Origin of the sequence: Pseudomonas sp. NFXW11, from assembly GCF_049887815.1 — a bacterium.
In the GTDB taxonomy this organism is placed as follows: domain Bacteria; phylum Pseudomonadota; class Gammaproteobacteria; order Pseudomonadales; family Pseudomonadaceae; genus Aquipseudomonas.
Genome location: NZ_JAGEKI010000012.1, coordinates 199,941 through 212,093, shown reverse-complemented (window position 1 = coordinate 212,093; position 12,153 = coordinate 199,941). Strand labels below are relative to the sequence as shown.

17 protein-coding genes are annotated in these 12,153 nt (G+C 60.3%); 9 read left to right on the top strand and 8 right to left on the bottom strand.

Going from position 1 to position 12,153, the window contains the following annotated elements:
* The 5 genes from J4P02_RS19650 to tsaA all read left to right on the top strand — a co-directional run.
* A partial coding sequence (locus J4P02_RS19650; protein WP_141228961.1) for a transposase occupies positions 1-120 on the top strand: 120 nt, incomplete at its 5' end.
* Between the two features lie 110 nt (positions 121-230).
* Positions 231-704 carry a GNAT family N-acetyltransferase gene (locus J4P02_RS19645; protein WP_426193263.1) on the top strand — a complete coding sequence of 158 codons (474 nt, stop codon included), beginning with the start codon at positions 231-233 and terminating at the stop codon, positions 702-704.
* 82 nt (positions 705-786) lie between these two features.
* On the top strand, positions 787-1,497 hold the full coding sequence (locus tag J4P02_RS19640) for an rRNA pseudouridine synthase (protein ID WP_426193261.1): 711 nt from the start codon (positions 787-789) through the stop codon (positions 1,495-1,497).
* Between the two features lie 62 nt (positions 1,498-1,559).
* Entirely contained in the window at positions 1,560-2,021 is a 462-nt protein-coding gene (locus J4P02_RS19635) for a DUF1456 family protein (protein WP_426193259.1), read from the top strand.
* 76 nt (positions 2,022-2,097) lie between these two features.
* Positions 2,098-2,793, top strand: coding sequence for a tRNA (N6-threonylcarbamoyladenosine(37)-N6)-methyltransferase TrmO (gene tsaA, locus J4P02_RS19630; RefSeq protein WP_426193257.1), 696 nt, complete (start codon positions 2,098-2,100; stop codon positions 2,791-2,793).
* Between the two features lie 67 nt (positions 2,794-2,860).
* Here tsaA and fpr read toward each other — a convergent pair whose 3' ends face one another.
* Complete coding sequence (gene fpr / locus J4P02_RS19625) at positions 2,861-3,640, bottom strand: ferredoxin-NADP reductase (RefSeq protein ID WP_003198368.1); 780 nt, start codon at positions 3,638-3,640, stop codon at positions 2,861-2,863.
* Between the two features lie 119 nt (positions 3,641-3,759).
* Here fpr and J4P02_RS19620 point away from each other — a divergent pair, with 119 nt between their 5' ends.
* Positions 3,760-4,686 carry a LysR family transcriptional regulator gene (locus J4P02_RS19620; RefSeq protein WP_426193254.1) on the top strand — a complete coding sequence of 309 codons (927 nt, stop codon included), beginning with the start codon at positions 3,760-3,762 and terminating at the stop codon, positions 4,684-4,686.
* A 12-nt stretch (positions 4,687-4,698) separates the two neighbouring features.
* On the opposite strand, the gene J4P02_RS19615 is transcribed toward J4P02_RS19620, so the two are convergent.
* Together J4P02_RS19615 and erdR are read right to left on the bottom strand one after the other, a co-directional pair.
* Positions 4,699-5,061, bottom strand: coding sequence for a diacylglycerol kinase (locus tag J4P02_RS19615; RefSeq protein WP_426193252.1), 363 nt, complete (start codon positions 5,059-5,061; stop codon positions 4,699-4,701).
* Between the two features lie 74 nt (positions 5,062-5,135).
* On the bottom strand, positions 5,136-5,786 hold the full coding sequence (erdR, locus tag J4P02_RS19610; RefSeq protein ID WP_426193250.1) for a response regulator transcription factor ErdR: 651 nt from the start codon (positions 5,784-5,786) through the stop codon (positions 5,136-5,138).
* Between the two features lie 238 nt (positions 5,787-6,024).
* Between erdR and J4P02_RS19605 the strand changes: the two genes are divergently transcribed.
* Complete coding sequence (locus J4P02_RS19605; RefSeq protein WP_426193277.1) at positions 6,025-6,930, top strand: DMT family transporter; 906 nt, start codon at positions 6,025-6,027, stop codon at positions 6,928-6,930.
* Here the strand turns inward: J4P02_RS19605 and J4P02_RS19600 are convergent.
* A complete protein-coding gene (locus J4P02_RS19600) occupies positions 6,914-7,624 on the bottom strand; it encodes a tRNA-uridine aminocarboxypropyltransferase (RefSeq protein ID WP_426193248.1) in 711 nt (236 codons plus the stop codon). The two genes, J4P02_RS19605 and J4P02_RS19600, sit on opposite strands and share 17 nt — an antisense overlap.
* Before the next feature lie 191 nt (positions 7,625-7,815).
* On the opposite strand from J4P02_RS19600, the gene J4P02_RS19595 reads away from it, so the two are divergent.
* Complete coding sequence (locus tag J4P02_RS19595; RefSeq protein ID WP_426193246.1) at positions 7,816-8,241, top strand: PA3611 family quorum-sensing-regulated virulence factor; 426 nt, start codon at positions 7,816-7,818, stop codon at positions 8,239-8,241.
* On the opposite strand, the gene J4P02_RS19590 is transcribed toward J4P02_RS19595, so the two are convergent.
* A complete protein-coding gene (locus J4P02_RS19590) occupies positions 8,242-8,436 on the bottom strand; it encodes a hypothetical protein (protein WP_426193244.1) in 195 nt (64 codons plus the stop codon). It lies immediately after the preceding gene.
* Between the two features lie 439 nt (positions 8,437-8,875).
* Between J4P02_RS19590 and J4P02_RS19585 the strand changes: the two genes are divergently transcribed.
* Entirely contained in the window at positions 8,876-9,994 is a 1,119-nt protein-coding gene (locus J4P02_RS19585) for an LOG family protein (protein ID WP_426193242.1), read from the top strand.
* 43 nt (positions 9,995-10,037) lie between these two features.
* Here the strand turns inward: J4P02_RS19585 and recX are convergent, their stop codons facing one another.
* From recX to J4P02_RS19570, 3 genes are all read right to left on the bottom strand, one after another.
* Positions 10,038-10,505: a recombination regulator RecX gene (recX, locus tag J4P02_RS19580; RefSeq protein WP_426193240.1), complete on the bottom strand. Its 468-nt coding sequence runs from the start codon at positions 10,503-10,505 to the stop codon at positions 10,038-10,040.
* Between the two features lie 8 nt (positions 10,506-10,513).
* The gene (recA, locus tag J4P02_RS19575; protein WP_092320155.1) at positions 10,514-11,566 is read right to left on the bottom strand and encodes a recombinase RecA; all 1,053 of its coding nucleotides are present in this window, start codon (positions 11,564-11,566) and stop codon (positions 10,514-10,516) included.
* Positions 11,567-11,649: 83 nt separating this feature from the next.
* Positions 11,650-12,150 carry a CinA family protein gene (locus J4P02_RS19570; RefSeq protein ID WP_426193238.1) on the bottom strand — a complete coding sequence of 167 codons (501 nt, stop codon included), beginning with the start codon at positions 12,148-12,150 and terminating at the stop codon, positions 11,650-11,652.
* Between the last annotated feature and the right edge of the window lie 3 nt (positions 12,151-12,153).

The window sequence follows — 12,153 nt, the reverse complement described above, 5'->3', positions numbered from 1 at the left end:
ACGGGGCAACTGGAAGGGATAAACAATCGAATAAAGGTCATCAAACGGATGGCGTACGGTTACCGGGATAGCGAATTCTTTTTTATGAAGATCAAGAGCGTCTTTCCCGGTAATCCGTGAAGAACCAAAAAAAAGCGCCAAGCCCCGCTCTCGTAACGAGATGCGGGGCTTTTTTCGGTCTATCGTTTGCTCTGCACTGCGGGTCATTCTCAGCACAAGGGGGCAGCGGCATGCGCCAACACGCGGTCATCCACACACCGAAATTCAGCGACTACGCCGAACTCACCCAGGTTTGGGAGGCCTCGGTGCGCGCCACCCACGACTTTCTCCCCGACAGCTACATAGAAAAGCTGAGGAATCTGGTGCAGACCCGCTACCTGGATGCGGTGATGCTGATCTGCACCCGCGATCAGCGCCAGCGCATCACCGGTTTTGCCGGGGTGGCAGCGGGCAAGGTGGAGATGCTCTTTATCGCCCCCGCCCATCGCGGCCAGGGCCTGGGCCGGCAGCTGCTGCGTTATGCGGTGGAGCACCTGAATGCCCAGCAGCTGGATGTCAATGAACAGAACCCGCAAGCCCTGGGCTTCTACTTCAAGCAGGGTTTCGAAGTGGTCGGGCGTTCCGAGCAGGACGGCATGGGCCAGCCCTACCCGCTGCTGCATATGCGCCTGAAACAGCCGCAATTGCGGTTCCTGCGCGGCTAAAAGCCACAGCCGGCAAATGCACCCGGGATTAACCGGCGCCGGGCAGGTACAATAGCTGCCCTCTTTTATTACGGCCGCCGCCATGACTGACCCGATTCGCCTCTCCAAACGCCTTATCGAACTGGTCGGTTGCTCCCGCCGGGAGGCCGAGCTGTTTATCGAGGGCGGCTGGGTCACCGTGGACGGCGAAGTCATCGATGAGCCGCAGTTCAAGGTCGACACGCAGACCGTCGTACTCGACCCGCAAGCCAAGGCCGTCGCCCCGGAGCCGGTAACCATTCTGCTCAACGTGCCCGCCGGCCAAGACCTGGACAGCGCCATGCAGTCGATCAGCGCCGAAAACCTGTCGCAGGAGCACCGCTACGGCAAGCGCCCGCTGCGTGGGCATTTCCTGCGCCTGACCGCCAGTGATGATCTGCAGCCCAACGCCAGCGGCCTGCTGGTGTTCACCCAGGACTGGAAAGTGCTGCGCAAGCTGACCGCCGACGCGGCCAAGATCGAGCAGGAATATGTGGTCGAAGTTTCGGGCGAGATGATCGATCACGGCCTCAACCGCCTGACCCATGGGCTGACCTACAAGGGCCGCGAGCTGCCACCGGTGAAAGCCAGCTGGCAGAACGAAAACCGCCTGCGCTTCGCCATGAAGAACCCGCAGCCCGGGGTGATTGCGCTGTTCTGCCAGGCCGTCGGCCTCAAGGTGGTCGCCATCCGCCGCATCCGTGTCGGCGGCGTGTCCATCGGCAAGGTGCCCCTGGGCCAGTGGCGCTACCTGTCGGCCAAGGAAAAGTTCTAACCCCCCCCTTCAGACGTCGCGCCCCGGCGCGGCGTGCAACCGCATTGATCAGGACCCTCACCATGATTCACAACGACGTACTGCGCAGCGTGCGCTACATGCTCGACATCAACGACAAGAAGGTCGTGGAAATCATCGGCCTCACCGGCTTCAAGGTCAGCCTGGAACAGGTCGTCAGCTACTTGAAGAAGGACGAGGAAGAAGGCTTCGTACACTGCCCGGACGAGGTCATGGCGCACTTTCTCGATGGCCTGGTGATCTTCAAGCGGGGCAAGGACGAAAGTCGCCCGCCACTGCCGATCGAGCTGCCGGTGACCAACAACATCATCCTGAAGAAATTGCGGGTGGCGTTCGAGCTCAAGGAAGACGACATGCACGCGGTGCTCAAGGCTGCCGACTTCCCGGTGTCCAAGCCGGAGCTGAGCGCGCTGTTTCGCAAGTTCGGCCATAACAACTACCGCCCCTGCGGCGACCAGTTGCTGCGCAACTTCCTCAAGGGCCTGACCCTGCGTGTTAGAGCTTAAGACAGCTGCAAGCTTCAAGCTGCAAGTTCAAAGCTTGTAGCTTGCGGCTTGTAGCTCAAAGCTTGAGGCTTGCCAAATGACCTACAGCGTTTCCCCCATCGGCTTCGTGCGCTCCTGCTTCAAGGAGAAGTTCGCCATCCCGCGCCAGCCGCACCTGGCTCCCGCCGCTCGCGGGGTGCTGGAGCTGGTGGCGCCTTTCGACCAGGGCGACGCGGTACAAGGGTTGGAGCAGGTCAGCCATGTGTGGCTGCTGTTCCTGTTTCACCAGGCCCTGGAAGACAAGCCGCGGCTCAAGGTGCGCCCGCCGCGCCTGGGGGGCAACAGGTCCATGGGGGTGTTCGCCACCCGGGCCACGCACCGGCCCAATGGCATCGGTCAGTCGGTGGTCAGGCTGGACAAGGTTGAAGCCGGCCGCCTGTGGCTTTCCGGCATCGATCTGCTGGATGGCACGCCGGTGCTGGATATCAAGCCCTATGTGCCTTATGCCGACATCGTTGCCACGGCGAGCAATGCGATCGCCAGCGCCGCACCACCGCTGATCCCGGTGCAATGGCAGGATAGTGCCCTGCAACAGGCGCATATCCACGCTCAGCGCCTCCAGGAACCCTTGCTCGAACTGATCGAGCAGTGCCTGGCCCAGGACCCGCGTCCGGCCTACCAGACGCCTACAGCGGAACGGGAGTACGGCGCGCAGTTCTGGGACCTGGATGTGCGCTGGCATTACCCCGAGCCGGGGCTGATCCGGGTGCTGGAAGTGGTTCCGGCCAGCTGAATCGCGGAAACAAAAAAGCCCGCGTTGCCTTTCCAGGCAACGCGGGCTTTTTATTGGATGCTGCGGGTTATTTCTCGACGAACGCGCGCTCGATCAGGTAGTCGCCCGGCTCGCGCATGCGCGGCGAAACGGTCAGGCCGAAGCTGTTCAGCACTTCGCTGGTTTCATCCAGCATGCTCGGGCTGCCGCACAGCATGGCGCGGTCGTCCTGCGGGTTGATCGGCGGCAGGCCGATGTCGCGGAACAGCTTGCCGCTGCGCATCAGGTCGGTCAGGCGGCCTTCGTTCTCGAACGGCTCGCGGGTCACTGTGGGGTAGTAGATCAGCTTCTCGCGCAGCGCTTCGCCGAAGAACTCGTTCTGCGGCAGGTGCTCGGTGATGAACTCGCGATAAGCCACTTCGTTGACGTAGCGAACGCCGTGGCACAGGATCACTTTTTCGAAACGCTCGTAGGTTTCCGGGTCCTGGATCACGCTCATGAACGGCGCCAGGCCGGTACCGGTGCTGAGCAGGTACAGGTGCTTGCCGGGCTTCAAGTCATCCAGCACCAGGGTGCCGGTGGGCTTCTTGCTGATGATGATCTCGTCGCCTTCCTTCAGGTGCTGCAGCTGGGAAGTCAGCGGACCGTCTGGAACCTTGATGCTGAAGAATTCGAGATGCTCTTCCCAGTTCGGGCTGGCAATGGAGTAAGCACGCATAAGCGGACGGCCATTGGGCTGTTGCAGGCCGATCATCACGAACTGACCGTTCTCGAAGCGCAGACCCGGATCGCGGGTGCACTTGAAGCTGAACAGAGTGTCATTCCAGTGATGAACACTGAGGACACGCTCGTGGTTCATGTTGCTCATGTACGGGGGCTCCTAGAAATTGCCTGCGCTGACCATGAGCGCAATTGCACAGCATTCTAATGGCGGCGACAATATCTGTTAACTGGATTATTAAGATAAGGGTTATCGGTTATATCGATATGCGATTTACTCTCCGTCAACTGCAAGTCTTCGTCGCCGTCGCCCAGCAAGAGAGCGTTTCTCGTGCTGCCGGGCTGTTGGCCCTGTCGCAATCGGCGGCGAGCACCTCGATCACCGAGCTCGAACGTCAGTCCAGTTGCCAACTGTTCGACCGCGCCGGCAAGCGCCTGAGCCTTAATGCCCTGGGCAAGCAGCTGTTGCCGCAAGCGGTGGCGCTGCTGGACCAGGCCAAGGAGATCGAGGACCTGCTCAATGGCAAGTCCGGCTTCGGCTCGCTCTCGGTGGGCGCCACCCTGACCATCGGCAACTACCTGGCCACCCTGCTGATCGGCAGCTTTATGCAACAGCACCCGGAGAGCCAGGTGAAGCTCCATGTGCAGAACACTGCGCATATCGTGCAACAGGTGGCCCATTACGAAATTGATCTGGGTCTAATCGAAGGCGACTGCAGCCATCCGGATATCGAAGTGCAGTCCTGGGTCGAGGATGAATTGGTGGTGTTCTGCGCACCCCAGCACCCCCTGGCCAAACGTGGCCAGGCGACGATGGAGGAACTGACCCACGAAGCCTGGATTCTGCGTGAACAGGGTTCCGGAACCCGCCTGACCTTCGACCAGGCCATGCGCCATCATCGCAACGCGCTGAATATCCGTCTGGAACTGGAACACACCGAGGCCATCAAGCGCGCGGTGGAGTCGGGATTGGGGATTGGCTGCATTTCCAGACTGGCACTGCGCGACGCCTTCCGTCGCGGCAGCCTGGTCCCCGTGGAGACACCAGGCCTGGACCTGGCCCGGCAGTTCTATTTCATCTGGCACAAGCAGAAGTACCAGACTTCCGCCATGCGCGAATTTCTCGAGCTGTGCCGCGCCTTTACCGCCGGCGCGCAGCGCAGCGATGAGATTGTCCTGCCGAGCATTCCCTGACAGGCAACGGGCTTAGAGCAGGATCACCGCCCAGACGATGGTGATCATGCTCAGGGCGACGAACTGCGCCGCGCTGCCCATGTCCTTGGCGTTTTTTGACAGGGGATGGCGATCCAGGGAAATCCGGTCGATGGCCGCTTCCACCGCCGAGTTGAGCAGCTCGACGATCAGCGCCAGCAGGCACACGGCAATCAGCAGCGCGCGCTCGACCCGACTGACATTGAGCATGAAGCTCAGGGGAATCAGGATCACGTTCAGCAGCACCAGCTGGCGAAAGGCCGCCTCGCCAGTGAAGGCCGCGCGCAAGCCATCGAACGAATAGCCGGCGGCGTTAAGGATACGTTTAAGACCGGTTTGACCTTTGAAAGGCGACATAAGCTGGGCAACTGAAAAAAGGAAGTGGGGAAGCTAGTTCAACCAAAGTCAAAAAAGCGTGAACATACAGCCGGTCAATGGCTGGAAATTGACTCAAGTTGTTGCAAGAGCAGCGCCGCCTGGGTCCGGGTACGCACCCCCAGCTTGCGGAAGATCGCGGTCACATGAGCCTTGATCGTCGCTTCCGAAACATTCAGCTCATAAGCGATCTGCTTGTTCAGCAAGCCCTCGCAGACCATGGTCAGCACCCGGAACTGCTGGGGCGTCAGGCTGGCCAGGCCCGCGCTGGCGGCCTTGGCTTCGTCCGACACCGCCACTTCCTCGAACGCCTGGGGCGGCCACCAGACATCGCCGTCAAGCACGCTGCGCACGGCTTCTTGAATGACTTCCAGGGAGCTGGACTTGGGAATGAAACCGCTGGCGCCGAACTCTCGGGAACGCACCATCACCGAGGCTTCTTCCTGGGCCGAGACCATCACCACCGGAATTTGCGGGTACTGACCACGCAACAGCACCAGGCCGGAGAAGCCATAGGCACCGGGCATGTTCAGGTCCAGCAGGACCAGATCCCAATCGGCTTTTTCGGTCAGGCGGGTTTCCAGCTCGGCGATGCTCGCCACTTCCACCAGGCGCACATCGGGCCCCAGGCCCAAGGTGACCGCTTGATGCAGTGCGCTGCGAAACAGCGGGTGGTCATCGGCAATCAGGATTTCGTATGTGGCCATTTTTCAGATGATCCTGTTTTTCATGGCAGGGCCGATGCATTCAACCCTCACCAAAACAACACGGGCACACGCCAGAATGCATGACCCAAAGAGCACGAACGCCGTGAAAAACCGGCGCAAAGCAGCGGCTCAAACAGCGCTGGCGCCCTAACCGGCGCCAAGCATGCCCAGCGAAGCCTAGGTGGTCAAGCTTGACGCTTTGCGGCATCTTAGCTGGCTAACTAATAAGAGAGCCATGATGCGAAGCCAAGCCCTGCGTGCCGATGTCCTGATGCTGATCACTGCTGTTATCTGGGGCTCGGCGTTTGTCGCACAGAGCTCCGGTATGAATCACATCGGCCCCTTCCTCTATTCAGGCCTGCGCTTCGCCCTGGGCTCGCTCTGTCTGTTACCGCTGGTGCTGCGCCGAGCGCCCGCCGACCGCCAACCCGAACCGCTGTTCAATCGCGGCCTGCTATTGGGTGGCCTGCTGATGGGCTTGGCCCTGGCTTTGGGGATCAATCTGCAGCAGGTGGGGTTGCTGTTCACCAGCGTGACCAATGCCGGTTTTATCACCGGCCTCTACGTCATTGTAGTGCCGCTGCTGGGACTGCTGATTGGCCACAAAACCGGCCTGGGCACCTGGCTCGGCGCGGTGTTGGCGGTGCTGGGCATGTTCCTGCTGAGTGTCAGCGACAGCTTCCAGGTGGCTTCCGGCGACTGGCTGCAGTTGATTGGCGCCTTGGTCTGGGGTGGTCACGTGATTCTGGTGGGCGTGTTCGCCGGTCGGCACGACCCGATTCGCCTGGCTTTCCTGCAATTTGCCACCTGCTCGGTGGTCAGCCTGATCCTGGCACTGTGCCTGGAGCCGATTCACTGGAACGCCATAGTCGCTGCCGGCCCGGCCATTCTCTACGGCGGCGTGATCGCGGTCGGCATCGGCTACACCTTGCAGGTCATAGCCCAGAAACACGCTATCGCCTCCCACGCCGCGATCATCTTCTCCCTCGAAGCGGTGTTTGCCGCCATTGCCGGGGCCTGGCTGCTGGATGAGTCGCTGCAGATGCGCGGCTACTTCGGTTGTGCCCTGATGCTCAGCGGCATGCTGGTGGCGCAGCTATGGCCACAGAAACGACCATCCCCCGCAGCTACACAAAGGGCTTGAGCCTGGAGTGCACCTCGTCCTCCGGGTCGATGGCCTTCTGGAATTTCGCCGACAGGTAATGGGTGCTGAACACATCGAGGTAGGCATCCATCACCTGGCTGACCTGTTCATCCCCCGCCAGTTCCAGGCATAACGCGGCCACTTCGGCCGTGCAGAAATGATCATCGCGCTTGGACCGGCGTAACTTGTAACGCGAGAGTTTCTCCGAAGACAGACTCAAAACCGGCAAGTGCTCCAGATAGGGGCTCTTGCGAAACATCTTGCGGGCTTCGCTCCAGGTCGCGTCCAGCAAAATGAACAAGGGCCGCTTGCCCTGCTCCTGACGAACTTCGCTGACCACCCGCTCCGGCGCCACGAACTCCCCGGGGAAGACGATATAGGGCTGCCATTGCGGATCGGCAAGCAGCGCCAGCAGTTGCGGGTCGACCTCGGTGCGAGCCCAGTTGAACGCCCAGGTATCGGCAATCACATCAGCGATCAACCAGCCGGTGTTGCTCGGCTTGAGCGGCTCGACGTCGTGCATCACCAGGCACATGGCGGATTGGGCATCAACTCTGGGGCGCCAGGCACACAGGCAATGGCTGGGAAATACCCGACAACGTGGGCAACGCTCAGCCCGTGAACCCCGCACGGAAAAGGGTTTTACCGCACGTTCCATACGCTGATCACGTAGACGGGACACCGCATGGCTCATTACAGATCACACCGCAGGAAAGAAGAAATCGACACAAAAGGAACTCGAGGGGGTAAAAAGTCGGGCAAGTTTATCAGAGCTATCAGCTCAAACCTGTACCGCCTTCTGGCCTCTCCCCCTATAATCCGTCGCCACTGAACGCACAGTCGACTGACTGGTCGAAGCATCAGTCATTGCACCAGGAGAGTTTCATGTTGCGCTTTACCATCCCTACCGTTGCCCTTCTGCTGGCCCTGCCCCTGGCTGCCCAGGCTGCGTCCCTGCAAGAGTTCGAACTGAGCAAGATGCTGGAAAAGGTAGCTGCGGAAAGCAACGTCGGCACTCCCCGGGAAATCAACGAGAACATCCTCGACCAGGGCTATACCGTCGACGGCAAGGAGCTGATCAACCACCTCAGCGTCCAGGCTGCCCACGCCACGCAGATGCGCGCCAACCCCAAGGCGGTCTACCTGCAATTGGGCGCCAGCGTCTGCCGCAACCCCAACTACCGCAAGCTGATGGCCAAGGGCGCGATCATGCGCTACGAGTTCACCGAGAACCGCACCAATCGCCCGGTCGCCTCGGCACGCTTCCAGGAATCGGACTGCCCTGCGCAGAACGCACCGAAGAAGAAGTAATCAAGACCCCGTCGCGCGCCGCTGTTGATCATCGGCGCGCAACTCCGCCAGCAGCGCCTGTAGATAGCGCGATGGCCGCTCCTCCCCCGCCAACCGGCGCCTGCACTCTTGCTCAAGGCTCAAATGATGGGCCGCCGCAGCGCTTAGCAACTGCTGATACAACTGCGGGTCAATTTCCAGCATGACCATGGTCATCCCCTGCCTCCCTGCCCTCGGTTTGCACAGGTAAATGCCCACAGCCCTTCCTGGGCCGGCTCCTGAACCAAGCGCTGTAACTTAGTAAATCAGAGCTGGAAGCCCTTGCCGAGGCTCCTGACCAATGGCGCCGGAGCCGTTGAATTCACCAAGAAGCGGTTGCCAGCCAAGACTTTATGGGCACATGATCAAGCCATCTATGATTGTTCCCGGACGGTTCAGGAGGCCGTTCTTGTGCGTCTTGCAGTGCGAGTTTTTTCTCAAATAAAGGAAAGCAGAACCTCGGTGGATAACTCGCTTGCCAAGCAGCAGTTGTAGTGGTGATAGAGCCAGTACAACGGTTCACATGCTGGGCTGGGCAGGCAGCGACACAGGCCGTGTCGTGGCACGTTCGGCTTTGCCGGCCGTGCATCAGGTTCCGTGCAGAAGGAGAAGCTGAATGCCCTACCAATCGAATGAACTTTTGGCTCGTCATTTCCAAAGCAAGGATGTCGACCTCACAAACCAGGTCGAAGCACAACTCAACCAGATTGCCCCCAACAGCGCGAACCTGCCTCTTTATCGCGACATGATTCTCACCGTCCTGCGGATGGCCGAAGACGACCTCAACCGCTGGAATGCCAAGATCACCCTGCAAGCCCTACGGGAGCTGGAACACGCCTTCCGGGTTCTGGAACAGTTCAAGGGGCGGCGCAAGGTCACGGTATTCGGCTCGGCGCGTACCCCCAGCGAACACCCGTTGTATGCCATGGCCAGAGAACTGGGCGCAGCCCTGGCCCGCTCGGACCTGATGGTCATTACCGGTGCCGGCGGCGGCATCATGGCTGCCGCCCATGACGGCGCGGGCCTGGAGCACAGCCTGGGCTTCAACATCACCCTGCCCTTCGAGCAGCACGCCAACCCGACGGTCGGTGGCACCGAGAACCTGCTGTCATTCCATTTCTTCTTCACCCGCAAGCTGTTCTTCGTCAAGGAAGCGGATGCCCTGGTGCTCTGCCCCGGCGGTTTCGGCACCCTGGACGAAGCCCTTGAAGTGCTGACCCTGATCCAGACTGGCAAGAGCCCACTGGTACCTGTGGTATTGCTGGACGTTCCTGGCGGGCAGTTCTGGCAAGGCGCCCTGGACTTCATCCATAACCAACTGGAGGCCAATCGCTACATCCTGCCCAGCGATATGAAACTGGTGCGCCTGGTCCACAGCACCGAGGACGCGGTGAAGGAAATCCAGCAGTTCTACGCCAACTTCCATTCCAGCCGCTGGTTGAAACAGCAGTTCGTTATCCGCATGAACTACAACCTCAATGACCGGGCACTGGAGCATATGCAGACGGCATTCGCCGACCTGTGCCTGAACGGCCAGTTCCAACAACATGCCTACAGAGAAGAAGAGCACAACGAAGCACAGTTCAGTCATCTGACACGGCTGTCATTCGCCTTCAATGCACGGGATAACGGCCGTTTGAGAGAATTGATCGACTACATCAACTTGCCGGAAAACTGGTCCATGCCCCAACTGCAAGCCACACAACAGCCCAGGGAAACCAGCCAGGTCGGCTGATTCGGCCCAGCACCCGCTGCGTTATGCAGCGGGTACGGCAGCCTCAATCATCCATCCCGCGGCCGCTCAGCAAGCGGTTGATCATGTCCATGGAATACCCGCGATAAGCGAGAAAACGCCCTTGCTTGGCGCGCTCCCGAGCATCCACAGGAAGCTGCCCGGCGAACTTGCGCTGCCAGACATCACGCAGTTGCTCCTGCCAGTCGATACCGCACTCACGCAAGGCAAGGTCGATATCGCTGCGTTGCAAACCGCGCTGGCCAAGTTCTTCACGAATGCGCATCGGCCCATAGCCTGAGCGGGCACGGTAGGAAACAAAGCTTTCGAGATAACGGGACTCGGATAGCAGCCCCTCTTCCGTCAAACGGTCCAGGGCGCTTTCGATCATTTCAGGAGGGGCGCCGCGCTGACGCAACTTGCGCGTCAGTTCGACTCGACCATGCTCGCGTCGCGCGAGCAGGTCCATTGCAGTCCGCCGCACTGCGACGAGGGTATCGAGTACGGCGGTCATGGTTTCAATCAGATATCAGCATCGGCCATATCGTCTTCGGTCTCTTTGACCGGATTGGCTTTGACGTCTGGCGAACCGGTCAGCAGCTTGTCGCGGATCTGCTTCTCCAACGCGTTGCCGATCTCCGGGTTGTCCTGAAGGAACTTGGCCGAGTTGGCCTTGCCCTGGCCGATCTTGTTGCCCTGGTAGCTGTACCAGGCACCGGACTTCTCGAGGAAACCATGCAGTACGCCCAGGTCGATGATCTCGCCGTTGAGGTAGATGCCCTTGCCGTAAAGAATCTGGAACTCGGCCTGACGGAACGGCGGAGCCACCTTGTTCTTGACGATCTTGACCCGGGTTTCACTACCTACCACTTCGTCGCCTTCCTTCACCGCGCCGGTACGGCGGATGTCCAGACGGACCGAAGCGTAGAACTTCAGCGCGTTACCACCGGTGGTGGTTTCCGGGCTACCAAACATCACGCCGATTTTCATGCGGATCTGGTTGATGAAAATCACCAGGCAGTTGGCGTTCTTGATGTTGCCGGTAATTTTGCGCAGTGCCTGGGACATCAGACGGGCTTGCAGGCCCACGTGCATGTCGCCCATTTCGCCTTCGATTTCAGCCTTGGGCACCAGGGCCGCCACGGAGTCGACGATGATCACGTCAACCGCGTTGGAACGCACCAGCATGTCGGTGATTTCCAGGGCTTGCTCGCCGGTGTCCGGCTGGGACACCAGCAGGTCATCGACGTTGACGCCCAGCTTGCCGGCGTATTCCGGATCCAGCGCGTGTTCGGCGTCGACGAATGCGCAAGTGGCGCCGGCTTTCTGCGCCTGAGCGATAACCGAAAGGGTCAGGGTGGTTTTACCGGACGACTCAGGACCGTAGATTTCAACGATACGGCCTTTTGGCAGGCCGCCAATGCCCAGAGCGATGTCCAGACCCAGAGAGCCGGTGGAAATGGCCGGGATCGCCTGACGGTCGTGATCGCCCATACGCATTACGGCACCCTTGCCGAATTGACGTTCGATCTGACCCAGGGCCGCAGCCAAGGCTTTCTTCTTGTTGTCGTCCATTAAAGTCCTCACGTAATCAATAAGGCCTGACGGCCAACACCTGTATAAGTAGCCAGTATTATTCCACAGCGCTCGAGGATCGCCTACCCCTGATTTGCGATTTCTGCTGCGGCGTGTTGCAGCAACCCCTCTAGCGCGGCCTTCACCGTTTGTCGGCGGACCTCATCGCGATTTCCCGGGAAGTGCCGGCACTCGCAGGTCAGGGTTTCTCCGGCGCCCCAGGCCAGCCACACCGTACCCACGGGTTTCTGCGGCGAACCGCCATCGGGCCCGGCAACACCACTGACCGCCACCGCGAAATGCGCCTGGCTCTTGACCTGGGCGCCACGCACCATGGCTTCGACCACCTCGCGACTGACCGCCCCTACCGTGCTGAAGAGTCCAGCTGGCACATTCAACTGCTGGGTTTTCTGGCGGTTGGAATAGGTCACATATCCGGCCTCGAACCAGGCCGAGCTACCGGGAATCCGGGTGATCGCCTCGGCGATGCCGCCGCCAGTGCAGGATTCCGCTGTTGTGACGTGGGCATTCAGAACCTGCAGGCGGCGGCCAAGTTCAGCGGCAAGCTGGGTAATTTCTTTCACAGT